The organism is Gilliamella sp. B3817 (assembly GCF_026536705.1).
GTDB classification, from domain to species: domain Bacteria; phylum Pseudomonadota; class Gammaproteobacteria; order Enterobacterales; family Orbaceae; genus Gilliamella; species Gilliamella apicola_I.
In genome coordinates, this window is the sequence record NZ_JAFNNV010000002.1 from 350,872 (window position 1) to 376,107 (window position 25,236).

Consider the following 25,236-nt stretch of genomic DNA (forward strand, 5'->3'; position numbering starts at 1 on the left):
ATTTTAAACAGTCAAACTTGAATACATGACAAACCAGTTAAGATGTTTAAATTTTTTGTAAGATAACTTTTGCCTAATGGTTATCTACACTGCAATTTTTAAAATATGTTATACTAGTGCTTTATTTAGATTGATAGAGAGTTTATTTTGCAACAGTCATTACAAGATTTCATTACAGATAAAATTGATGATTTAAAAGGCAAGGATATTGTCATTCTTGATGTGAAAGGTAAATCAAGTATTACTGATTATATGGTCATTTGCACCGGTACATCAAATCGTCACGTGTCTTCAATTGCAGGGCATTTAATTGATGAAGCTAAAAAGCATGGGTTTCTTGTTTTAGGTAGTGAAGGACAAAGTGATGCTGACTGGGTTGTTGTCGATATGGATTCTGTGATTGTGCACATCATGCAAGAAGAAAGTCGTCAACTTTACGAACTTGAAAAACTTTGGGGTTAATTAGGTGAAAATACAGCTCATTGCTGTAGGCACTAAAATGCCTAATTGGGTCACAACTGCTTTTGATGATTATCGCTTTCGTTTTCCGAAAGATATGCCTTTAGAATTAATCGAAATACCGGCAGGAAAACGTACTAAAAATGCCGATATCGTTCGCATTTTAGATAAAGAAGGTGAATCAATGCTTAGTGCTTGTGGTAAAGGTAACCGTATTGTGACACTTGATATTCCAGGTAAACCTTATACCACTCACAATTTAGCTGAACAATTGGAACGTTGGAAGATAGACGGACGTGATGTCAGTTTATTAATTGGTGGGCCTGAAGGACTTTCACCTGCTTGCAAAGCAGCAGCAGAACAAAGCTGGTCATTATCACCCCTTACTTTACCTCATCCTCTCGTTCGGGTAATTGTGGCTGAAAGCCTTTATCGAGCATGGAGTTTAACGACTAATCATCCTTATCATCGAGAATAATGACAGAGTTTATCATGAGTGAAATTATCTTAGATCTGCAAATTGCGACAACGCAGCCTGATCACTTGCCCACTGAACAACAAATCATGCAGTGGTTAAACGTTATTTTGCCTCAATTTATGGATCAAGCAGAAATTACGATTCGTATTGTTGATGAAGCAGAAAGCCAACAATTAAATCATACCTATCGACAAAAAAATAAACCGACCAATGTATTATCTTTTCCTTTTGAGTCACCAATTGATATTGAAGTGCCACTTTTAGGTGATCTCATTATTTGTAAACAAGTCGTCGAAAAAGAAGCACAAGAACAACATAAATTATTAATTTCGCATTGGGCTCACATGATAGTGCACGGCTGTTTGCATTTACTCGGTTATGATCATATTGTTGACGAAGAAGCGGAAGAAATGGAAAGTATCGAAATTGATATTATGAAACAGTTAGGATTTGATGATCCTTATCAACCCATTGACTAATTAAAACAAATCATTACACTATTCTCATTCAATTTATAATTCACATTAACTAAGCTGAGTATAAGAATCATTTACATCATGCAAAATAACTAAGGAATCAAGCAAATGAGTGATGATAATCACCGGAGCCCTAAAAAAGGGTTTACTTTATGGTTAAGTCAGTTATTCAATTCAGAGCCCAAAGATAAAGAAGAACTGATTGAAGTAATTCGTGAAGCCGAAGAAAACGAACTGATTGATCCTGATACTCTCGACATGATCGAAGGAGTAATGGATATTGCAGAACAGCGTGTTCGCGATATTATGATTCCTCGTTCTCAAATTGTAACAATTAAAGATAATTACACGCTTGATGAGTGTTTGAATATTATTTCTGAACATGGACACTCTCGTTATCCTGTCATAAGTGAAGATAGAGATCACATTGAAGGTATTTTGTTAGCTAAAGATCTTCTTATGTTTATTCGTCAAGGTGTGGATAATTTTGATCTGAAAAAAATTTTACGCCCTACTGTTGTTGTGCCAGAAAGCAAACGTGTTGATCATATGTTGAAAGAGTTTCGAATGGAACGCTATCATATGGCTATAGCTATCGATGAATTTGGTGGTGTTTCGGGCTTAGTCACCATTGAAGATATTTTAGAGTTGATTGTTGGTGATATCGAAGATGAATTTGATGAGATTGAAGATCGTGATATTCGTCGCTTATCCCCTCAAGTCTATACTGTTCGAGCACTGACACCTGTTGAAGACTTCAACGATGTTTTTAAAACCGATTTTAGTGATGAAGAAATGGATACCATTGGGGGGTTAGTCATGCAACATTTTGGACGTTTACCCTTACGAGGCGAAAGTATCACTATTGAAGGTTATCAATTTAAAGTGACCATTGCCGATCGTCGACGGATCATTCAGCTTCATGTCACTATTCCTGAAGGGGCAACCGTTCCTAATCTAGAGTTACCTGAAAATGCTTAAACATCTGGCATTAGCTATAATTTTCGGGAGTATCGCTGTTTTCAGCTATGCTCCTTTTCATATTTGGCCTTTAGCATTTATATCCTTTGCAGGACTGTTATGGCTCATAGCTAATAAGTCTAAAAAGCAAGCGATGCTGATAGGGCTTTGCTGGGGAATCGGCTATTTTACAGCCGGTGTGCATTGGATTTATATTAGTATTAAACAGTACGGCGAATTGCCATCATCTGTGGCATTAATCATTTTAGGATTTTTGATCCTTTACCTGTCACTTTATCCAATGCTTTTTGCGCTATTACTTAGCTGCTTAAAACGATTTGCACCGCCGTTTTCATTGAAACAGCTAGTCTTTGCTGCTCCTATTTTTTGGCAATTAACTGAATTTTTACGTGGTTATATTTTAACTGGTTTTTCATGGCTTGAGTTAGGTTACAGTCAACTTGACAGCCCATTACGAGCTTATTTTCCCCTTATTGGTATAAATGGTGTGACACTATTAACCACCATTTTATGTGGTTTAATAACATATTGTTTGTATAGACTTAAACAAAAAGCTTTCACAAAGCACTTTTTTGGTGCATTAATTGCACTTTTTACGATCTCGATTGCACCATTTTTATTCAATCAGATCAATTGGACTAAGGTAGATAATCACCGAGTAGCTAATTTTGCGTTGATACAAGGTAATATAGCACAATCATTACGGTGGTCTCATCAACAACTAAATCAAACTATTGATACCTATACCAAATTGACCAAAGCAAACTTTGGAAAAGATAAAATCATTATCTGGTCAGAAGCCAGTATTACAGATTTTGAAATAAATCAACAGTCATTATTGCAGTATCTTGATAATCAAGCCAGAGCAAATGAGACAGAAATCGCCGTTGGTATCATCGATTATCGTTTCAATGGAGGAAGATATGATGATGACGGTAATGTGTATAATACGCTACTGGTATTAGGTGATAAAACACCTTATGAATATCCAACCAATAATCGGTATCAAAAACACCACTTAGTGCCATTTGGTGAATTCACTCCATTGGAAGCCGTACTTAAACCGATTACGAATCTATTGGGTATTCCCATGTCATCGATGCAATCAGGTGACATAAAGCAAGCACCATTAATAATGAAAGGGTTTAAATTTACTACTGTGATTTGTTATGAAGTGATTTTGTCTGATTTAATGTGGCAAAATTTTTCAGCTAATACTGACTTTTTACTGACCGTTTCTAATGATGCTTGGTTTGGTAACAGTATTGGGCCTAAGCAACATCTTCAAATGGCACAAGCCAGAGCATTAGAGTTTGGTCGTCCTTTGATAAGGAGTACCAATAATGGCATCACAGCCATTATCGATCATCATGGTAAAATCATCCAACAATTACCCCAATTTGAAACATCAGTGTTATCTCAAACCTTATCCCCTACAATCGGTTTAACACCTTATGCAAGATGGGGAAACAGACCTTATTTAATTATCATGCTTCTTATGACACTTCCTTTTTTTATAAAAAAAAGGAAGTGATGTTGAGACTGGCATAATTATTGCTTAAATCTAACTAATTCTGATTAAAATTACTTCGTTCAGTTGTGACAAAATTTTGGTCACAATTGTTCGCATCTAGCTCCAATGATATATAAATAAACAGTAAAAAGTACTTTTATAGTAAAAAATAAGTTATAATATACGCCCTTTGTAAAAATATTAAATATATTTAATATGATACAAATTAAACAGTAGGAGATGAGTATGAACATAAAAACAAAATTAACCAAATTAGTGTTATCATTTGCAATGTTAGGTCTAATAAGTGGTTCAGCAGTTGCTGAAGAACTGACTGGCACATTAGCCAAAATTAAAGATAGTGGTGTGATTGTTGTTGGTCATCGTGAATCTTCTATTCCATTTTCCTACTATGGTAAAAACCAAGAAGTGATTGGCTATTCACAAGATTACTCTAACTTGATTGTTGACGCCGTCAAAAAAGAGTTAAATATGCCTGATCTTAAAGTAAAATATTTACCGGTTACCTCTAAGACACGTATACAATTACTGAATAACTACACATATGATTTTGAATGTGGTTCAACAACCAATAATCTTGAGCGTCAAAAAACGGTTGGTTTTTCAAATAGCATCTTTATTGTTGGTACACGTTTTTTAGTTAAAGCGGATAGCAATATCAATAGTATTGAAGACCTTAAAGGTAAGAACGTTGTAACTACGGCAGGAACAACGTCAGAAATTCGTTTAAATCAAATCAACAATAAGGAAAAATTAAATATTCGTATTATTACACCAAAAGATCATGGTGATGCATTTAATGCGCTTGAAACCGGTCGAGCAGCAGCATTTTTAATGGATGATGCATTATTAGCAGGAGAGCGTTCTCGTGCCATTAATCCAAGTGAATGGAAAATTATTGGCGAACCACTTTCTTATGAATCTTATGGTTGTATGTTAAGAAAAGGTGATGTCCAATTTAAGCAATTAATGGATAAAGCAATTGCTGATGCTCAAACATCCGGAAAAGCATTAGAATCATATAACAAATGGTTCACTCAACCTGTGCCACCAAAAGGGGCCAATATGGAACTTGAAATTTCACCAAAAATGGTTGAGTTATTTGCAAATCCTAATGATAAAGCATTAGATTAACACTTTTCTTCTCTTTCTAATCCCATGTACTAAATGTGAAAACATTTAGTACATAATCTAATTTATGTGAATTAAATATATTATGAGTTTTAATCGAATACTAGCTTTGGAACCTTTTACAGCCTTTTGGAAACATCTTTGTGATTCCATAATGAGCTTTAATTGGATGCTATTTTTTGAACCGACACCTTATGGAGACGGTATTTACTTAAACTGGCTACTCGATGGCGTTTTTGTGACAGTTTCGTTAGCAATCACCGCATGGATCATTGCATTTATACTAGGATCATTGGTTGGTATTTGCCGAACATTAGACAACAAGCTGTTAAACAAGTTTGCTGCTTGCTATGTCCAGCTATTCCGTAATATTCCTTTATTGGTACAAATGTTTTTATGGTATATGTTATTTCCTGAATTATTAAGCGGAAGTTTCAAAACATGGTTTATGTCTGAACTGTCCCCAAATATCAGTGCGTTTATTACCGCTGCAATTGCGTTGGGATTATTTACCTCTGCACGTATCGCTGAGCAGGTAAGAACAGGTATTCAAACATTGCCAAAAGGTCAACGATATGCGGCAATTGCTCTTGGTTTAACAAACAGACAAGCGTATTGTTATATTTTATTACCGAATGCTTATCGGCGCATCATTCCGCCATTAACTTCCGAGATGACCAATATTATTAAAAATTCATCCGTTGCTTCTACAATTGGGTTGATCGACTTAATTGGACAAATCGAACGTATCAATGATGCAACAAACTGTATTATTGAAGTGTTATGTGGCGTAACGCTTGCTTTCGTGTTGATAAACTATGCGGTTCTTTTCATTATGCGAAATGTTGAAAAACACATGCGTTTACCAAATATGAGTCAAGGAGGATAATATGCAGTTAATTAATTGGATTGCCGATATCCCTTCATTGGTCATTGAAAATTATCCATTATTATTAAGTGGATTATGGTTAACAACCAAAATTACTTTTATTGCCGTTGTTTTTGGTATAGTTTGGGGAACGGTACTGGCGTTAATGCGTCTATCAAATATTAAAATATTGAATGTTTTTGCCAAGTGCTATGTCAATTTATTCCGTTCCATTCCACTTTTATTAGTGCTGTTATGGTTCTATTTGGCACTACCACAGGTTATTAAACATTTGTTTAATCTTCCCCCTTATGCAGATGTGCGTATTGCTTCGGCTATGATTGCTTTTGCGCTTTTTGAAGCCGCTTATTATTCTGAAATTATTCGAGCAGGAATTAGCGCTGTTGCTAAAGGTCAATATCATGCTGCTTATGCTTTAGGAATGACAAAAAGCCAATCCATGCGTTTGATTATTTTACCTCAAGCATTCAGATCAATGATTCCATTACTGTTAACTCAAGGAATTATTTTATTCCAGGATACGTCTTTGGTTTATGTAATGAGCTTAATTGACCTGTTTGGTGCAAGTGTCACTCAAATTGGTAGTGTGCAAGGCGGCACAGTCAAATATTCTATGATTATTTTTGCAGCAGCAATTTATTTTATAATTTGTTTTACTGCTTCATGTTTAGTTAATTATTTCAAAAAAGGGATAAGTCGATGATCTCCTTAGAAAATGTATCAAAATGGTATGGACAATTTCAGGTATTAAAAAACTGTACTACACGAGTTGGTAAAGGTGAAGTTGTCGTGGTTTGTGGTCCTTCTGGATCAGGTAAGTCAACGCTGATTAAAACGGTTAATGGTTTAGAGCCCGTACAAAAGGGTAAAATTATTATTGATGGCACTGAAGTGACCAGCAAATCAACTAATCTAGCAAAATTACGCTCTAAAGTCGGGATGGTGTTTCAGCATTTTGAACTGTTCCCACATTTAACGATTTTAAAGAATTTGACGTTAGCTCAAATCAAAGTGTTAAAACGATCTGAAAAAGAAGCGCGTGAAAAAGCATTATCATTGTTAGATCGTGTTGGTTTACTTGCACATGCCAACAAATATCCTGCGCAACTTTCTGGCGGTCAACAACAGCGTGTTGCCATTGCACGTGCACTCTGTATGGATCCAATTGTCATGTTGTTTGACGAACCGACTTCAGCACTTGATCCTGAAATGGTTAATGAAGTGTTAGATGTCATGGTCGAACTAGCTTATGAAGGCATGACCATGATGGTGGTGACCCATGAAATGGGCTTTGCTCGAAAAGTGGCACATCGTGTTATCTTTATGGATGCTGGCGAGATTATTGAAGATACATCTAAAGAGCAATTCTTTAGTAACCCAGAATCAGATCGTGCTAAAGACTTTTTAGCAAAGATTATTCATTAATATTTAAAAACAAAAAAGCACTTGCTATTTCATCAAGTGCTTTTTTAATTTCTCTCTTTTTAAGCTGAGCAATACAGTCTTAAATTTTCAAACAAACAATGACTGATCCTTTTAACGCGTTATGCTATTTATCTTTTTGATTTCCATTAAGAAGATTGTAAATGGCTCAAAGTTATTACATTAGATCATTTCAAACAAATAATATACTTGGTGTTATTTTTTATTACTTCCTTTAATTTGCTGCGCTAAACCACTTTCACGATGTATTTGGTTTTTTACCGATAACGCTAAAATTTTACTTTCAGCATAAATCGCTACCGTTCTTTTCGCTCGAGTAATCGCCGTATAAAGTAAAGAACGATTCAACAATGGTGAATAATCAGTAGGTAAAATAATATTTACATGATCGAACTCCGATCCTTGCGATTTATGAATCGTCATTGCATAGGCGGTTTCGTGTTCTGGCAATCGATAAGGTGAAAAACCTTTAATTGATCCATCCGAAAAAGGAAAATAGACCCGTAATTTTGACTTATCATGTTCAGCGGTGAGCGTAATACCAATATCACCATTATACAATCCCAAAGCGGTACTGTTTCGTAAAATCATAATCGGTCGACCGATGTACCAGCCGTCCTTATGCTTTGGCTGTATTAATTTCTTCTTAATTAATAACGCTTCAATTTGCTTATTTAAACCTTGTACACCAAATAAACCATCCCTGACAGCACACAATAAACGATATTGTGCAAATTTTTCTAGAATTAAAGCTATATCATTATTGCCATGGTGCACTATCGCATCTAAATAATGCTGATAATGTTTTACACTATCGTGTAATAAAGCTTGATAAGATGATTTTGATGACAAAGGATGATAATTAATGTCATCCAATATTTCATCGCCTAATAACTGGCTAACTTTACTGTCATATCCTTCTTTTACTGCATTAGCTAATAGTCCAATCCCAGAAGATTCATTAAATCGGTAACTCTTTTTTAACAGACAAATACTATCGGTAATAGAAGCGACACTGGGTATAGAAGGAACGACATATCCGGTTAATTGGCTCAGTTCTGATGCTCTTGACTCACTATATCCATTCTCAATAAAATGACAAAGATCACCAAATACAGCTCCCGCTTCAACTGATGAGAGCTGATCTTTATCACCTAATAATATTAAACGCGCTGATGGCGATAATGCCTCGATCACTCTCGCCATCATATTTAAATCAACCATAGATGCTTCATCAATGACTAATACATCTAAATTAAGTGGATTTTTTTTATGATAGGTAAATGATCGGTTATCCGCTTTTGCACCTAATAATCGATGTAAGGTTATTGCTTCTGTTTTATTATTTAAAGATTCAAAAGGAAGCTTATTTAAGGCTTGGCTTAGTGATTCAGTCAGTCTTGAGGCCGCTTTACCTGTGGGTGCTGTCGTGACAATTCGAGCGGTAGGTTGTGTTTGTAAAATGGCGGCTAAAATTTTGGCAACTGTTGTGGTTTTCCCTGTCCCAGGCCCCCCTGAAATAATCGCAACTTTACGTGTTAATGCCACCGCAACAGCGACTTTTTGCCAATCTATTTCGGTGTGATGTTCGGTAAACAATTGATCAAGTATGGTGTTGAAATTAACGCTGCTATCTGTTTTTTCATTAAATGTTGTATGATTAAAATAGTATGCAACATTTTTTTCATCTAACCACATTCGTTGAAAATAGAGTTTGTTGTTAATAAAGATTAGTGGCGTTAGCGTAAGACCATCACTCACAACCTGATTATTTTGAGCTTGTTTGAGTGTATGTTTCCAATCAACATCTTGAGGGGATTCTAAATCTAACCATAATTTTGGATCAATGGATGACTGATTTAATAAAGTAAGATCAAGGCAAACATGCCCTAATCTTACCTCTTTACTTAGTGATAGCACTATATAACTAAAGCGTTTAAGTGTGAGATCATCATTTAATTTTGCTTTATGACTTAAAAATGCAGCCAAATGAATGTCAAGTAAACTAATTTGACTGTCTTGTTTAAATTGGTTTAACCACTCGTTTACCATGCGTAGTTTCTGTTTTAACTGATTTATAATCCAATTATATCGTCAACATCATCTTTTGAATAAGATAATTTAAAACTTAAATTAAGATTTTTACTTTCGTTTGGATTTAACTTAAATTTCCACGTAAGCTTACCTGTATCTTTGTCATAGTCCGCATTACCATATTTAACATCATCCAGTGATATGGCTTTATTTAAGATTACTGGTAACTGATCATAAACAATAATATCTATCGGTAATGATTTACTGTTTTTTACATCAATTGTATAAGCATATTTTTGTGAAATATTATTACCAAAGAAAGAAGGTTTAGATGTTTCATTCACATTGCGATTACGATTGATCAAAATATTTTTATCACGTCCTAAAGCGATGTCGAGAGTATCTTTAATATATTTGGTATCGATAAAACTTTCGCCAATATAACTACCATTGAAAAAAACTGTCAATTTTCCTGGTAAAAGATTGAGTCTATCCCAATCTGTTATTTGTGCCTGTAAATAGACATAGTTATTGATTTTTGGTGTTGCAACGTAATGATAATTTGCTACAACCTCTCTGTTTTGTAAGATCAGGATATTATCATTAGTATTTGATTTGATAGTATAGGGTAAGATAACTTCAAAGATAGTACTTATACCTAAAGTGTTAATCGTTGCATTATTTACAGTATTTGTATGACTCAATGACATCATATCATCTCTATCTTCTAACAATGGATAACCAATACCTAGCCTGTAATCACTTATATCGGGATTACTGGTTTTTATATACCAAGGAGATAAATTAGGGGCTGTTATTCCTTCGCTAGGATTCGAGGTGGATAATTTAAAATCAATGTTTTTCCAATCTAAACCGCTGTTTTGATGAATTTCAGCTTTATAAGTTAATTGTACTGGGGAATTAATATCATCAACACGTACGTCATAAGTGGGATTCCAACTTGCTTCATTGGTAACATAAGATAAAGTAATCGGTAACGTGATATCTTGATCTGAGTACACTTTAACATCAATTGCATTCGTTAAGTTTTTTGTTGTTCTTGCTAACTTTTCAAATTCTTCCTGACATTGTTCGATTTGTTGTTCAAGTTGTTGGGCTTCTTTTTCTAATGTGTATTGTTCGCTCAATGCAGACACTAAATTGGCTTTAATAAAATCCAATATATTTTTCATTCCGTTTACATTATCATTAGTCACTTTAGTGAGTTGATCTAAATGGTTTCCTTGTAAAAGGTTGATTTGCTCAGATACAGCTTTTAATTGAATTGCAGTAATATCATATTTTTCCTGCAATTGCTGTAACTTTTCAAGTAATGGCTTGGTATCATTATTTTGTTCATCACTATCAACATAGTTCTTATTTAATGAAGTCGACAATACTTTTACGTTGTTATTATTAAATCCAATACTTATCGAATTTGCTTTTGCCCCATTGGCAATACCTGTTAAAACAATTGCATTTTCACCCTTTTTTAATGAAACTGTCGACTGACCTTGTAATTCAGCACCTTTTAGAAACAACGTTACTTTATTGAGTATCACGTCATTAGCGGCTAATACGTTGCTTGATATTAACGCACTTAATAATAATAATTTTTTCATTGTTTTTCCTTTGTTTATAATAAATTTAGATTTTTTCATTTAATTGAACTATTCCCGAGGACATGACTATTTTGTCTTAATTAATAAAAAAATCTAATATTTTTTGATATTATTTTTTTGTTTAATATATTGAACATTTCATAAAATTAATATAAATTATGTTACAGATATAAAACACAAAAAGAGAGGTGTTGCTATGAGTAATTTTAGCTATCTAAAACAGGCAATTAAGCGAAAAAATTTATCCCTACAAACCGTTGCCGATGCTTGTAAAATGACCAAAGGTTATTTAAGTCAACTTATCAATGATAAGGTTAAAAATCCTAGCGCACAAAAATTACAATCCCTTCATCACTATTTACAAATAGAGGAATCGACGATAAATAAAAAAGTCGGCGTCATATTTGGTAAATTCTACCCTTTACATACTGGTCATATTCATTTAATTCAACGAGCCATTAGTCAAGTCGATGAACTTTATGTTGTGCTCTGTTCAGATACTATCCGTGATATGGCACTGTTTGAACAAAGTGCAATGTCTCGCCAACCAACAATTAATGATCGTATTCGTTGGTTACTGCAAACGTTTAAATATCAAAAAAATATCCATATTGAATTATTAAAAGAAGATGGAATTCCTGCGTATCCAAACGGTTGGCTTGAGTGGAGTGATCGTGTCAAAAAACTATTTAGAGAAAAAGGCATAAAACCCAATTGTGTCTACTCGAGTGAACCTCAAGATGTCGCTATGTATAAAGATTTATTCGATTTAGAAACAGTACTTATCGATCCAGAACGAAAATTTATGCAAGTCAGTGGGACTCAAATCCGTCAAGCTCCGCTGCAAAATTGGCAATATATTCCGACTGAAGTAAGACCATTTTTTGTTAGAACTGTTGCTATTTTAGGCGGAGAATCCAGTGGAAAATCAACACTGGTTAATAAACTCGCCAATGTATTCAATACGACTAGTGCATGGGAATATGGCCGTGATTATGTATTTTCACAGCTTGGGGGGGATGAACGTGCCTTACAATATGCTGATTACGATAAAATCGCATTAGGTCATGCACAATATATTGATTTCGCAATAAAGCATGCCAATAAGGTCTCTTTTATTGACACTGATTTTGTCACCACTCAAGCTTTTTGTAAAAAATATGAAGGTAAAGAACACCCTTTCCTACAGGCGATGATCAACAACTATCGTTTTGATTTAGTGATATTGTTAGGTAATAACACACCATGGGTTGCTGACGGACTACGTTCACTAGGCAGTCCAAAACAACGTAAAGATTTTCAACAATTACTTATCTCAATTCTTGAAAAAAATAATATCAAATATATTCCAATTGATTCGCCTGATTACGAAGAACGCTATTTACGTTGTATTGAATTGGTTAATCAACTTATTAATGATAAAGAGTATTAATTATGAATAAATTAAGTCATCTTGCTATATTTATTGGACGTAATAAATTTTACCCTCTATTTTGTGTACTTTGTGTTACGTTAGCCTTTTTATATACTGATCCTTTTACCCATTTGAATTTACGTTATTTTGTCTCTTATGTTGGTGCTTTTTGTGGGCTACTATGTGTTATTTTATTGGCTAAACGCAAAAATATGGGAAATGTTATCGGTATGCTGGCAGTGGTTGCTGAATGTTATGCCAACTACTTGGGTAACAATATTGGTGCAGGCTTGCCAACTTTCTACTATTTTGGATCGCATATTATTGGGTTAATCACTTGGGAAAAAAATCAAGACTCACATAAAAATGTTAAAGTGCGTTCGTTGAGTGAAAATGCTTTTCTATATACCCTGATTTTTTTAATCGCAGCAGTATTTTTCAACGTCTACTTAACCAACGCAATTGGTGTTGAAAATACCGTTTATCAATTAATTACAAACTGTTTTATCTTCGGATTAGGCGTTGTAGCTCAACTACTATTAATGATGCGTTATTCATTCAATTGGTATTTATGGGTGATATTAAATGTGTTAGTGATTGGGTTAAATATTTATACAAATAATATCGTAATCGCAACGCAATACTTAATCTACCTGTTCAATGCCATTTACGGGATTTGTGAATGGAAACAATCTGAATCAAAACAAACGACCTAACATATTGTTTATCATTAGCAGATTGTTGTTAAATGGATAATTTAATAAGCAAAAAATAGAAAATAATAAACTTATTTTCTATTTTTTGACTAGCAATGAGATAAACCTAAATTGATATTTTAATTTTTGAAGTTACCGTATCAAGATATTGGCATTAACATAAATAAACAGCTATTATTCAATTTCACCTTTCACCAAAGGTACAAATTTTACTTCGCCCATATTTTTCGTTATATAACTATCGCCATTACGCTCAATTAATTGTAAAACCTGATGGTTTACCCCTACGGGTATCACTAATCGACCTTTATCTGCTAATTGTTTAACAAGATTAATTGGTACTTCAGAAGCGGCTGCGGTAACAATAATACCATCAAAGGGACCACGCTCTGGCCACCCTAACCAACCATTACTATGTCGAGTGGCAATATTGTGAATGTCGAGTTGTTTTAAACGACGTTTAGTATTCCATTGTAAACTTTTGATTCTCTCGATCGAACAGACATGATCAACTAATTTTGCCAAAATTGCCGTTTGATAACCTGAACCTGTCCCTATTTCAAGAACTTTTGAATCGGGTTCAAGCTTTAACAATTCAGTCATACGGGCAACGATATAAGGTTGTGATATAGTCTGTCCACTACCAATGGGCAAAGAACGATCATCATAAGCTTGATGAGAAAGGGCTTCATCAATAAAATGTTCTCGTGGTGTTGAGGCTATCGCGGCTAATACACGTTCATCTTTGATTCCTTGCTGACGCAATAATTGAATTAGAGACTGCATTTTTAAACTTTGCATATTAGTTACTCATTTCCTGTAATCAATTCTCGTATTACACTTGTTGCATAACAACCTGATGTTAAATAGAAGGTAATCTCAATACTGTTATCATTTATCCATTGCCAATTAAGTTGCTGAGGACGCAATAATATCGAACGTCTTGCCGTTTCAAGACGCTCTTTTTTAAATAATTCAGTAAATAGTGACCAGTTGGCTAAACATTTTTGCTCAAATTCAAGTGAGCAAGATTGAGTACCAAGTTGAGAATCCCCTATCATTGGCGCAGTAATATTAACTTCCCCGTTTAACAACCGAGATTGTAACAATGAAAGGTCATTTGATTGCGCAACAAACCAACTTCCTCGTTGGGCTAATTGCAAAATATCACCTTCTAAAACGGTTTGATGCAGACCTTGTTCGATACGTTTACTGACAACATCATTAAAAATCGCACTTCGTGCTGCCGAAAGATAAAAACTTCTTTTTTTACGATCTTTAACGGTAATTTCACCATTAGCCCATTTTAATGCTTGAATTATATTATTATCATCTCGACCAAAGCGCTGTTCGCCAAAATAATTGGGTACGCCATGTTGCTTAATGGAAGCTAATTTTGATTCAAGTTCAATAGTATCACTTAAGTTAGTGAGTTTTATATTAAAATAATTACCTTTTAACGCACCTATTTTTAATTTTTTATTATGCCTTGTAACCTTTAGAATTTGACAGCCTGCCAAATCAAAATCAGTAAAATCAGGTGATTCCTTTCCTGGCATATGTAAACTGAACCATTGCCGAGTCACTGCATGTCGATCTTTAAGCCCTGCATAGCTCACCAATTTTGGCGAAATACCGACATATTTAGCTAACTGTTCAGCAACAAAAATAGTATTACAATCTTTTTTTTCAAGATAAACTAAAACATGTTCACCTTCGCCGGTTAATTCAAAACCAAGATCTTCTGTTACCACAAAGTCTTCATATTGTTGCTTGTATTGTCCCGTTGTTTTCGGCTTTCCATATAAAAAATTAAGTTCTGCTAACACGTGTAATGCCTATTAAGTAAATGAATCAATTTAACGTTTTTGAGAGAGTAATACTACCGCTTCACATGCAATACCTTCTTTGCGCCCAGTAAAGCCTAGTTGTTCAGTCGTGGTGGCTTTAACACTGATTTGATCAAAATGAACATTGAGATCTTCGGCTATATTAACTCGCATCTGATCAACATGAGGACGCATTTTCGGTTCTTGTGCAATAATAGTGGTATCTAAATTGACCAACTGGTAACCTTTTGCTTGAACAATGCCATAGACCTCTTTAAGTAATATTCGACTATCAATACCTTTATATTTAGGATCAGTATCTGGAAAAAGTTTTCCAATATCACCTAGTGCTAATGCGCCAATTAGCGCATCAGTAATCGCATGTAACACAACATCACCATCAGAGTGTGCAACCAAACCATATTGATAGGGTATTTTTACACCAGCTAAGGTGATGGGTCCTTCCCCTCCAAATTTATGAACATCAAATCCGTGCCCTATTCGCATAAATCACCTTTTTGCATTTGGTTAGTTAAAAAAAATGAGGCCAGAGCTAAATCTTCTGGATGTGTAATTTTTATATTATCCCGACGGCACTCAACTAATAGAGGATGTCCACCAGCATATTCAATCGCTGAGGCTTCATCAGTAATTGGCACATGATTATTTAAAGCAAGTTGTAAACAAGACTTCAACTCACCAACCTTAAATAGTTGAGGCGTTGCAGCCCCCCACAAATACGTACGATCTTCTGAAGATTCGATAACGTTGTCATTGGTCTGGTAAGCTCGTTTGACAGTATCACTGATACGCGTTGCTAAAATAGCACCTTGTTGTGTTTCAACCACGGTGTTTATCAAACGATTTATATCATTATGATCAACACAAGGTCTGGCTGCATCATGCACTAAAGCCCATTGTTCATCATTTAAAACCTGTAGCCCAGCTAAGACTGAATCAGCACGAGTTGAACCACCTTTGACAACATGAATTCGAGGATGAGTTGCAATAGGTAGAGTTGCAAAAAGATGATCTTTAGCATGGATAGCAACAATAATCTTGCCTATTCGTGGATGAGATAGTAACTTTTGTAATGTATGTTCTAAAATGGTCATTGAACCAATTTTAAGATACTGTTTAGGCGTTTGGCTATTCATTCGGCTACCAATCCCAGCTGCCGGAACGATTGCAATAATATTACTCGTGTTGTTCACATAATGCCTTATTATTGATGAGAATTTGAGTCGATAATGATTCGGTAAAAATATTCATTAGGCTTAACCATGCCTAAATGGCTACGTGCTCGCTCTTCTATCGCTTCTGAACCACGTTGCAAATCATTAATCTCGGCAAACATCTGTTCATTACGGACTTTAAGTTTATTGTTTTGTTCATGCAAGCTTGCAAGCATTTGCACATTTTCTTGATAATCATAGACATTATTTTTTCCAAACCATAAAGAGTATTGCAGATAACCAAGTAACACCAGCAATATTAATACTATTTTCCATTGCCTCATACGTTTAATTTTACCTTTAATCTAGATACATTTTACTGGTTTAGGTAATCCAGCCAATTTCGTTGCTTGTTTTGCTGGTCCTTCTGGGAATAATTTATATAAGTAACGGCTATTGCTTTTTTCTGGTCCAAATTTTTTTTCTAATGCTTTGACTAATGCTCGAATCGCAGGTGACGTTTTATATTCCAAATAGAAATCACGAACAAACAAGATAACATCCCAGTGCGCCTGAGTTAATTCGATCGATTCTTGTAACGCCAGTTCTGGCACAAGTTCAACAGACCAATCCTGCCAATTTTTTAAATAACCGTTATCATCTGTTTTTATCTGTTCTAACATTTTTTTAGTACGCTGTTTTATTTTCTGGATATTATACTCAATTATATGCAATCCAACACTAATTTTGATGTTTAAAGTCACAGTATGGAGCCAATAATGCTTAAAATTGACGAAAATTAAAGCAAACAAGCTTTTTTTCAAAAATAGCTATTTACAAATAAGTCCGACTCCTTTAATATTCACAGCCATTGCGGAAGTGTGGCTGAGCGGTTGAAAGCACCGGTCTTGAAAACCGGCGAGGGGCGACCCTCCCAGAGTTCGAATCTCTGCGCTTCCGCCATTTTTCAATTCAATATATTGAAAAAGGTGAAGTTTTTAGTAACATCGAGTATTTCCCCATTTTTCTATCCCTGCTAAAATCGTTAATAATTATTAAATAGTTATAATAATTTTAGAATCTGTATATAGTAAATTTTTTTAACAACATCGAATTTACCTCAATTCTTTTTAATTGGACGTTAGACCTGTACCATTTCTTTATATAAACTTATAACATCAATGACTTTTAATCCATAAAATTATGTTATATTAATAATAACAAATTCATTCTTACCCAGAATCACCTTAGGATAAAACTCAGGAAAAATTCCCCAATTTAAATGCAATAAACAGTACGCAATTATTGCGTCAAAAATATTAATCTGGCATATAAACTACCTTTGCAAAATTGCACTTAAATTAGTCGAAGTTATATTACTTAAAACGTCCATTAAAATGAGGGCACATAATTGGTAGGTACTATTAATATTTAAGTGATTTTTATTAATCCCATCAAATACTACCAAAATTAATTAAACTATTTATTTTGAGAAAACTATAAGCATATAAAGACCAGTATTTTATTGAATTTTTAATGAGTCTGATCTTGAAAGAAAAAATAGAATAAACAAGATTCATTTATAAAGAAAAAATTGTTGAGCAAGCAAGTAGAACAATAAAATTTAAATTAACATTGCCTGAAAGCCTAAAGGGGGATGAACTAAATAACATCACAGTTGATATTATTTCGATAACAACCTTACTATTTTTCCTGATCTAGTAGCAAATTCTTTACTATATTTTACAGAAAATTGCAGAAAAACAAAAAATGATGATTAATATGTACCATGATAGCCAATCTTCAGGTTGTATTATATTACGGATAACTAAGCCTTATGGCCTTCGCGGTAGCTTTCACATCTTAGCTAATGTAATGCACAATCCCAAGCCCTAAATTTCTTGAACACCTCAGTGATGTGTTAGGGTAAACCCACTGAAACGAATGGGATCAGCTCTCCTACGAAATTCGTTTAAACTTGCATTCTACGACTTAGTCCTATTCCGAGCTCAGCATGGCTACAAAGAAACAAACATTCATTGCATGCCTATGCCTTCGCTATTTTTGTATTCTCCATTTCCGACAAAATCTTTATAAACTTTTAAGTTTTCTTAAGCTTTAATCTAATGCTCAGCAAGTTTAACCGCTTTCATGTCTGATGTTTTACATTTTTTATCTTGTAAAATACCAACGCCAAAATCCATTTTAAACGCTTGTTATTATCTATAAATACCTAATTAAAGGAAAAATGGAAGTCATTTTACAATCAGCAATATTTGAATCCATAAAAAATTATTCTTGGTAATATTTTATCATTTTCAATGCTTCAACAAGCCTTGAGATATCAACCAATTGAAGACAAGCTAAGCTCAACCTTCCATTAGTAAGAATATAAATAGCGTATTTTTTTGCTAATTCAGAAATTTCTAAAGTTGTAAGGTTAAGATTGATAAACATCCCATTACTGTTCTGATTTGTCACTAATTTATCTAATCCCACTTCAAAAAGAGCTTCGAGTAATGCTCTCTTACGTAAATGTAAACTATTAGATAATTGAGTTAATTCTTCATACCATATAGTTGCTAATGCTTTACTTCCAATGACTTTTGCAACTTTCTTAGCGATATTCTGAGGAGGCATTGAGTATGATGAACGCACAATCTGTTTAGCATATATTTCAAAACCCTCTACAATTTTGTTATCCTTAGCAAAACAAGTCAATGTGCCCAGCCTCTCACCATAAAGTCCCAAGCTTTTCGAGAATGAATTAACAACAAAAAAATAATCTAAGTGCTTATACAACGGCAACAGAACATTTTTATCTTGTTCTATACCATTAGCCAATCCCATATAGGCAAAATCCACAACAACCGACACTTTTTTGTCTTTTGCTAAAATTGCTACAATTTCCCATTGTTCTAAGCTTAAATCAACGCCTAAAGGGTTATGACAACAACCTTGAATGAGAAGTATATCCCCACTTTCCATTCGAGAAATAGATTTTAACATTAGCTCGAAATCCAGTTCCCCATTCTCATTCAGAGAATAGTGATAATAGGAAAAATCTAAGTTAGTATTTTTGGCAATTTCAATATGGTTACCCCAAGTAGGACTGCTAAACCATACTCTACGGCACTGCTCAAATCGTTTGAGAATAGAGAAAATTAACCATATTCCTCCTGATGCTCCTATTGTTTGAACAACAGATTGATAATACTGGTTGGATGTTTGAATGCTCAACAAAGAAGCAATTTCTCTACGAAATGTATTTTCGCCAAGTATAGAGAAATCAATGTTTTCTTCATCTATGATTGAAGCATTAGGACTGTTTAAGACGGTAAATCCCGTTGTTTTATTAATTTCACTTTCAAAATACCCAAGACATAAATTCATTATATTCTCTCGATTATCTTTAGCGATTAGGGATGCAATCTCTGCTATGGGATCAAGTGTGATCTTATTTTCAATATAAAACATACTAATTGTTCCTAGATTATTTCAATACGTTATTTATTTTTCACGCAAATTGATAGCACAGCCTTTGCAATCGAGTCAGCATCAATCATAAAATCAATCCAGTGTGATGGACGACTACTTCCTGATTGCATAAACCAACGTACATGCTCTGTGGGAATACCTAATACAAACAGATGGTTATGAATTGTCCCATCTGCACCAATTGGATTAAAAGGGGAGGGAGTTACATTAACGCCACCCGTTTCGAATACATTGCCTTCTTCATCTCTATTTATGAAGGGAGTGTAAATTCCACGTTCATATAATTTAATAGTTAGCGGGTTTTTGTCCTGCTGGAGATTAGCAATAGGAACTCGAGCATCGATTAATGTTGTGACTTTTTGTTCATACTGCTCAAGCATATCTGATAATAGAATATAGCAGTGTTCACCTATTTCAAATCGTGCTTTAGGCGGTGCTATCGAAACTATCCCAACTTTAATCAGTGCCAAAAGTTGTTTTATGCGAAACAAAGGTGGACCAGCTGAAAGCAATGTGATGATAGGAACATAATCATGGAGGAACGATTGATGTGTGTCTGGAGTCAATCCCCCAAAATCAATAGCCTCACGTAGACTATCACGAGAATAACGCAATACATCTAATGCACTTTTTAAAGGTGAATTTACGTTTCCATCGATAGCTTCTGATAAATCAGACAATAATAAATCGATTAAGTTTTTTTCCCATTCCTCAACACTATTGAAAATTTGCTCATCAAAAGGTCTTGCTAGCCGTTTGAGATCAAGCGGTGTAATTTTTTTACTTAATATCTCCGAGGCAATTGATGCTAATAAAACACTATCTTCAACTTGCTGTTCTTGGATCATTGTAATAAATTGATCTGCAGCTATCCGACCGAGTTGATTAAAAATAAGTTGTCGAAAATAAATTAAGTTAACTTCAGCTTCTAATAAAGGCCAAACATCATAATTGAAATCTAAGTTATCTGCCATTTTCTGACGTAAAACCGCAATCTTCTCAATTGTGAAAATGATACCACTGAATTTATAATCAGCTGGTTTCTGATTGCGTCCTCTAGCTAAAATGGGTAAACCACTTCGCGAACCACAATATAAAATCGGTTCTTTTCCTGAAGGAAAATAAATTATTTGATTATTATCAGATTCTATATATTTACCACCACGCCCTTCTGTTAATTCAGCGATAATATCAAAGAATGAAAGACCTATACCAATAACACCCACCTTCTCTTGGGGATATATAGATGTAAAATCCATTTCATTTGCTGAATCGCTGGCATAAAATGTTACTTTATTATCAGTTTTTGCAAAGTCTTCCAGCTTTTTAAAATATCCTTGATATTTGTTAGTAGAGTGACCAGTAGTTATTACTACCGCTCTGTTAATCCAAGAACCATGTTGCTTTGATACAACAAGATAGCTTTCATTCTGCTTTTCAATATCAATAATAGTATCCTTGTATTCAATTAGTTGTACATTTTTAGGAAGGTTAGATAATATTGTTTTATATAAAAAATATAAGTACTCACCATAATACTTTCTTGGGGCAAATCCCTGATAATCATCAAAGTCACTATATTCATTTTTCCACCATTCGGCAAAAGAAGGACCACATCCGGGTGCTGCTCCTTCAATAGGCCCATGGCCAGAAAATGCAGAAATTTCCGTAGATAGTGTGTTCATAATGTAACTTTTACTTTGCGAACTATCCCAAATTCGCCCCTGTCCAATACACCGATCATCGACTACAATGATATTCAATTGTTCTGTTAATTTAATTTTATTAAGACGAGCAACTAGTCTTTCAAGAACAGACATTCCACGCGGACCAAGCCCGATAATAGTAATAGTATTTATTGTCATTTTTTATTCCTATATTCAAATAATTTTATTTTATTTAATGATTTCATGGTTTCTTTTACATCATCAAGATTATCTATATAACGTTTCTTAACGATTGGCTCAATTTTTAATTGAAATATTTCGTTTTTGGTAGAGACCTGTTCTTTGACTAGATCTATTCCGATTTCCATGTAATGATCATTAAGTAATTGTGACCAAAGTCTTTCAATATCATCTTCTTTTAAAATTAAAGGTAATAGATCATTAATCGAAGCATTTTTATAAAATATATCGCCAAAGCTTGGGGCTATAATGATTTTAAATCCCCAATCTTTCAGTCCCCAAACAGCAAACTCACGCGAAGAACCAGTCGCAAACTCACGACCTGCAACTAAAATCGTAGCACGTTGATATTTAGGATTATTCATAATGAAGTTAGGATCTTCTCGCCAATCAGCAAACAACGAATTTTCATGCCCAAATCTAGTAGGTTTGTAGCAAAATCTGGCAGGCATAATTTGGTCTGTATCAATATTGTTTTTAAGCAGTGGCATCCCTCTGCCGCGATAAAATTGTCTATTCATTATTTAGTAACTCTAGATCATCTACTGTTGGAATGTGGCCTTTGATTGCCGAAAGTGTTACGATTCGTGGGGAAGTAATATGTGTCCTAACTCCAATTCCTTGTCTTCCCTCAAAATTTCTATTACTGGTTGAAACAACTCGTTTACCTGATTTTAATTTATCACTATTCAAACCTACACAAAGAGAGCATCCAGAAAGGCGGCGAAAGTCGGCGCCTGCTCTTTCAAAAATTTTATCCAATCCTTCCTTCACTGCTTGTCTATAAACAGCCATTGAACCAGGTACAATCAACATATTTACATTAGAATGAACTTCGTGATATTTAAGAAGAGATGCTACAACTCTAAGATCCTCAATACGTCCATTGGTACAAGACCCAATAAATACATTAGTGATTGGTAACATGGAAACAGTTTCTCCTTCATGTAATCCCATGTATTCAATAGCCTGTCTAGCAGCTAGACACTCGCTTGGATCATCAATTTTTTCAATAAAAGGGATCTTTTCTCCTAGTGATATTACTTGAGAGGGATTTGTCCCCCATGTAATCATAGGTTGAATTTGTTCGGCATCAATTTGGACATATTTATCGAATTTTGCTTCTCGATCAGTGGCATAAGACATCCATTCTTGAATCATTTCTTGAGAAACTTTTATTTGACGCTTTGCTAAAGCTTTTTGAAGATAGCTAATAGTAGTGTCGTCAGGAGAGATAATTCCTGCACTTGCACCAGCCTCAACGGTCATATTACAAAGTGTCATGCGTTGTTCCATCGAAAGTGATGAGATTGTACTACCTGTATATTCAATAATATAACCCTGCCCACCTCCAGTTCCTATTTTTCGAATGATCGAAAGTGCTAAGTCTTTAGCATCAACATTCACTTATAATTTGCCATCAACTTGTATACACATTGTTTTAAAAGGGATTGCTCGTAACGTTTGGGTAGCTAAAACATGTTCTACTTGGCTAGTTCCAATACCATATGCTAAAGCACCAAATGCACCGTGTGTTGTTGTATGAGAATCACAGCAGACTAATGTTATTCCAGGTATCACTCTGCCTTGCTCAGGTGCAATAACATGGGTTATCCCTTGCTCGTATGAACCCAGTTTATTATGCTTGATGCCGTGTAATTCACAATTTCTTCGTAAGAGGTCAATTTGAGTCCATGTTAAAGAATCTTTATTCATATCAATAACAGACGTTGTAGGTGTATTATGATCTTCAGTTGATAATGTTCTATCGGGTCTATGGACCTTTATACCTTTTTCTTTTAATCCCTCAAACGCAGGTGGAGTATTAATTTCATGAAGAAGATGCAAATCTATATAGATAAGAACTTCTCCCGCTCCTAAAGAGTCAACAATATGTGATTGCCAAATTTTCTGAACAATTGTCTTAGGATTCATCGACTTCACCAATAGATGCTAAAGGCTCTTTATTTCTAGGAAATAAAATAAAACATAATAAAGCCGAAAATGTTAAAATAGCTACAGTTGCCCATACAGCTCTCCATCCGTAGACATATGCGACACGGGAAACTAGAATAGGGGTTAGAAACGATGAGATAAATACAGTGGTGCCTACCATACCTAATGCAGTACCTGCACGATTAACGCCTGCTCTAACAGCCGCTTCGGTGTAAGCAATACCATGCCAGGCGTGGCCAAACAAGCCGGTTAACACAAGAAATACAACTCCCATATACGTGTTACTTACCATTAAACAAAGCACCAAAGAAGTAATTCCACCAAGGATAGCGAAATACTTTAACAAAGGAATACGATTCTTTTTTCTGTCCGTGTAGTAACCAGACCAAATCCTAAGTATTCCTCCACCTATCTGAACACCAATGAGAATAATAGAAATCGATGCTAAATCTATATTTAGAACATCTCGCATATAGACTCCCCCGAATGTAAGTACTGCCATTTGAGGTACAGTTAGAAAACCAGCAGACATAACAATTTTCCATACTTCAAAACTTTTTAATGGTGAAGATACTGAGAGAGTTGATTTGTCTGTATATTTTAATTCGGTATGCTTAGAGTTGATAAAGAATACAACAACAAGGCCGACAATAAAACCTATAGTGGCTAATACAATAAAAGTCACTTCAAAACCATATGTATAGGCTAACCAAGGAAACAAACCTGTTCCAATTGCGCCTCCAACAGGGATTGCAGTTTGGCGTATACTCATAGCAAAGCCACGCTCACTATCATCAAACCACGACATTATCGTTCTACCTGATGATGAGTTAATGCTACCACCAAAGATTCCTGCTATTGCTAAAGTTCCTGCCAAGTGTAAATATTTAACACCATCATACGAAGCCTCCGGAGTAAGTGATACAGCTATTACAACAAATACTCCTGCTGATGACCATAAACCTAGAGTTAGAACTGTCTTGTCCCCTAACTTATCTGTGAGGATTCCCCAAATTATCTCTGAAGCCGCAACACCCAGCCCCATAGCACCTAAAACAAAACCAAGTTCATATAATGAAAAATTATAAGCATCTCGCATTAAAATTCCTGTTATAGGAATACCAGCAAATCCCATTGCAAATGTTGCTTGTGCGAGCACACCAACGCCAAGCACAAACCAACGATAATTATCTTTTTTATTCATTTTTTCCTCAATTAAATATAGTCAATTGCAATTAAAAATAGTTGGTTATATTTAGGGCTTATATCCCCTAAATATATAGTTCAATCAATTTTTTTTACGGGTTCTAACCAAATAATCAAGCTGATACATCCAATATCTGATGCCCATGACTCATGCACAGAACCAGGTCTAAGTAATATCAGATCATTTTTTTTCACTGTACCCATTGATGTATGCATTTCACCCTCCAATATATACATTAACTCAAACCCTGTATGTAAATGCAGAGGGCTATATCCACCTTTGTTATAACGAATAATTGCTCCTGAGGCTCCATTAGATTCTTCACCTTTAAACAACCAATGGACTTCTGCATTTGCACGCCCATTAGTAACAATAGGTTCGAACTTAATGTCTTCTTTGCGTAGTCTTTCACGGAGCGTTCCAATTAGGAGCCTTGGTAAAATTTCAGGTAACTGATCAATTTTGAATGGTAAGGTCATAATTTATC

Annotated in this window: 24 protein-coding genes, 1 tRNA gene and 1 pseudogene; 12 read left to right on the forward strand and 14 right to left on the reverse strand. The window is 34.7% G+C overall.

Features of this window, described 5'->3' with window-relative positions; all coding sequences use genetic code 11:
• The first annotated feature begins 144 nt into the window (after positions 1-144).
• The 9 genes from rsfS (at position 145) to J3U36_RS04270 (ending at position 7,373) form a co-directional block, all read left to right on the forward strand.
• Positions 145-462 carry a ribosome silencing factor gene (rsfS, locus tag J3U36_RS04230; RefSeq protein WP_267378399.1) on the forward strand — a complete coding sequence of 106 codons (318 nt, stop codon included), beginning with the start codon at positions 145-147 and terminating at the stop codon, positions 460-462.
• A 4-nt stretch (positions 463-466) separates the two neighbouring features.
• The gene (rlmH, locus tag J3U36_RS04235; protein ID WP_267378028.1) at positions 467-937 is read left to right on the forward strand and encodes a 23S rRNA (pseudouridine(1915)-N(3))-methyltransferase RlmH; all 471 of its coding nucleotides are present in this window, start codon (positions 467-469) and stop codon (positions 935-937) included.
• A 14-nt stretch (positions 938-951) separates the two neighbouring features.
• A complete protein-coding gene (gene ybeY / locus J3U36_RS04240; protein ID WP_065559482.1) occupies positions 952-1,416 on the forward strand; it encodes an rRNA maturation RNase YbeY in 465 nt (154 codons plus the stop codon).
• A 105-nt stretch (positions 1,417-1,521) separates the two neighbouring features.
• On the forward strand, positions 1,522-2,394 hold the full coding sequence (gene corC, locus J3U36_RS04245) for a CNNM family magnesium/cobalt transport protein CorC (RefSeq protein WP_267378026.1): 873 nt from the start codon (positions 1,522-1,524) through the stop codon (positions 2,392-2,394).
• Entirely contained in the window at positions 2,387-3,928 is a 1,542-nt protein-coding gene (lnt, locus tag J3U36_RS04250) for an apolipoprotein N-acyltransferase (protein ID WP_267378023.1), read from the forward strand. Before corC ends, lnt begins: the two co-directional genes overlap by 8 nt.
• A gap of 225 nt (positions 3,929-4,153) precedes the next feature.
• Positions 4,154-5,062: a glutamate/aspartate ABC transporter substrate-binding protein gene (locus J3U36_RS04255; protein WP_267351577.1), complete on the forward strand. Its 909-nt coding sequence runs from the start codon at positions 4,154-4,156 to the stop codon at positions 5,060-5,062.
• A 151-nt stretch (positions 5,063-5,213) separates the two neighbouring features.
• Positions 5,214-5,948, forward strand: a complete 735-nt coding sequence (locus J3U36_RS04260; protein ID WP_065559143.1) for an amino acid ABC transporter permease — start codon at positions 5,214-5,216, stop codon at positions 5,946-5,948.
• Position 5,949: 1 nt separating this feature from the next.
• Positions 5,950-6,651 (forward strand): ABC transporter permease subunit, encoded by a 702-nt coding sequence (locus J3U36_RS04265; protein ID WP_267351580.1) that lies wholly within the window; start codon positions 5,950-5,952, stop codon positions 6,649-6,651.
• A complete protein-coding gene (locus J3U36_RS04270; RefSeq protein ID WP_065559141.1) occupies positions 6,648-7,373 on the forward strand; it encodes an amino acid ABC transporter ATP-binding protein in 726 nt (241 codons plus the stop codon). The genes J3U36_RS04265 and J3U36_RS04270 overlap by 4 nt, the downstream gene beginning before the upstream one ends.
• Before the next feature lie 213 nt (positions 7,374-7,586).
• Here the strand turns inward: J3U36_RS04270 and recD are convergent, their stop codons facing one another.
• A complete protein-coding gene (gene recD, locus J3U36_RS04275) occupies positions 7,587-9,443 on the reverse strand; it encodes an exodeoxyribonuclease V subunit alpha (protein WP_267378019.1) in 1,857 nt (618 codons plus the stop codon).
• A 23-nt stretch (positions 9,444-9,466) separates the two neighbouring features.
• Positions 9,467-11,047 (reverse strand): DUF4139 domain-containing protein, encoded by a 1,581-nt coding sequence (locus tag J3U36_RS04280; RefSeq protein WP_267378017.1) that lies wholly within the window; start codon positions 11,045-11,047, stop codon positions 9,467-9,469.
• Between the two features lie 196 nt (positions 11,048-11,243).
• On the opposite strand from J3U36_RS04280, the gene nadR reads away from it, so the two are divergent.
• On the forward strand, positions 11,244-12,479 hold the full coding sequence (nadR, locus tag J3U36_RS04285; protein ID WP_267378015.1) for a multifunctional transcriptional regulator/nicotinamide-nucleotide adenylyltransferase/ribosylnicotinamide kinase NadR: 1,236 nt from the start codon (positions 11,244-11,246) through the stop codon (positions 12,477-12,479).
• A gap of 2 nt (positions 12,480-12,481) precedes the next feature.
• Positions 12,482-13,177, forward strand: a complete 696-nt coding sequence (gene pnuC / locus J3U36_RS04290; protein ID WP_267378013.1) for a nicotinamide riboside transporter PnuC — start codon at positions 12,482-12,484, stop codon at positions 13,175-13,177.
• Positions 13,178-13,351: 174 nt separating this feature from the next.
• Here pnuC and J3U36_RS04295 read toward each other — a convergent pair whose 3' ends face one another.
• Genes J3U36_RS04295 through J3U36_RS04320 form a run of 6 tightly spaced genes read right to left on the reverse strand, consistent with a single transcriptional unit; the run spans position 13,352 to position 16,864 of the window.
• Positions 13,352-13,978 carry a protein-L-isoaspartate(D-aspartate) O-methyltransferase gene (locus J3U36_RS04295; RefSeq protein ID WP_267378011.1) on the reverse strand — a complete coding sequence of 209 codons (627 nt, stop codon included), beginning with the start codon at positions 13,976-13,978 and terminating at the stop codon, positions 13,352-13,354.
• 5 nt (positions 13,979-13,983) lie between these two features.
• A complete protein-coding gene (truD, locus tag J3U36_RS04300) occupies positions 13,984-15,006 on the reverse strand; it encodes a tRNA pseudouridine(13) synthase TruD (RefSeq protein ID WP_267378009.1) in 1,023 nt (340 codons plus the stop codon).
• A gap of 30 nt (positions 15,007-15,036) precedes the next feature.
• Positions 15,037-15,513 carry a 2-C-methyl-D-erythritol 2,4-cyclodiphosphate synthase gene (gene ispF / locus J3U36_RS04305; RefSeq protein ID WP_065559134.1) on the reverse strand — a complete coding sequence of 159 codons (477 nt, stop codon included), beginning with the start codon at positions 15,511-15,513 and terminating at the stop codon, positions 15,037-15,039.
• The gene (gene ispD, locus J3U36_RS04310; RefSeq protein WP_267351590.1) at positions 15,504-16,220 is read right to left on the reverse strand and encodes a 2-C-methyl-D-erythritol 4-phosphate cytidylyltransferase; all 717 of its coding nucleotides are present in this window, start codon (positions 16,218-16,220) and stop codon (positions 15,504-15,506) included. The genes ispF and ispD overlap by 10 nt, the downstream gene beginning before the upstream one ends.
• Before the next feature lie 11 nt (positions 16,221-16,231).
• Entirely contained in the window at positions 16,232-16,525 is a 294-nt protein-coding gene (gene ftsB / locus J3U36_RS04315; protein ID WP_267351592.1) for a cell division protein FtsB, read from the reverse strand.
• A gap of 21 nt (positions 16,526-16,546) precedes the next feature.
• Entirely contained in the window at positions 16,547-16,864 is a 318-nt protein-coding gene (locus tag J3U36_RS04320; RefSeq protein WP_065559132.1) for a TusE/DsrC/DsvC family sulfur relay protein, read from the reverse strand.
• 192 nt (positions 16,865-17,056) lie between these two features.
• Between J3U36_RS04320 and J3U36_RS04325 the strand changes: the two genes are divergently transcribed.
• A tRNA-Ser gene (locus J3U36_RS04325) sits at positions 17,057-17,144 on the forward strand.
• Positions 17,145-18,473: 1,329 nt separating this feature from the next.
• Here J3U36_RS04325 and J3U36_RS04330 read toward each other — a convergent pair.
• The 6 genes and pseudogenes from J3U36_RS04330 to J3U36_RS04355 all read right to left on the reverse strand — a co-directional run bounded on the left by J3U36_RS04330 (position 18,474) and on the right by J3U36_RS04355 (position 25,228).
• Entirely contained in the window at positions 18,474-19,658 is a 1,185-nt protein-coding gene (locus tag J3U36_RS04330; protein WP_267378006.1) for an aminotransferase class I/II-fold pyridoxal phosphate-dependent enzyme, read from the reverse strand.
• 29 nt (positions 19,659-19,687) lie between these two features.
• Complete coding sequence (locus tag J3U36_RS04335) at positions 19,688-21,544, reverse strand: FAD/NAD(P)-binding protein (protein WP_267359162.1); 1,857 nt, start codon at positions 21,542-21,544, stop codon at positions 19,688-19,690.
• A complete protein-coding gene (leuD, locus tag J3U36_RS04340; RefSeq protein WP_267359160.1) occupies positions 21,541-22,107 on the reverse strand; it encodes a 3-isopropylmalate dehydratase small subunit in 567 nt (188 codons plus the stop codon). Before leuD ends, J3U36_RS04335 begins: the two co-directional genes overlap by 4 nt.
• Positions 22,100-23,521 (reverse strand): annotated as a pseudogene (locus J3U36_RS04345) (3-isopropylmalate dehydratase large subunit). Before J3U36_RS04345 ends, leuD begins: the two are co-directional and overlap by 8 nt.
• A complete protein-coding gene (locus J3U36_RS04350; protein ID WP_267359156.1) occupies positions 23,511-24,746 on the reverse strand; it encodes an MFS transporter in 1,236 nt (411 codons plus the stop codon). Before J3U36_RS04350 ends, J3U36_RS04345 begins: the two are co-directional and overlap by 11 nt.
• An 80-nt stretch (positions 24,747-24,826) precedes the next feature.
• Positions 24,827-25,228 (reverse strand): cupin domain-containing protein, encoded by a 402-nt coding sequence (locus J3U36_RS04355; protein WP_267378004.1) that lies wholly within the window; start codon positions 25,226-25,228, stop codon positions 24,827-24,829.
• Positions 25,229-25,236: the final 8 nt, after the last annotated feature.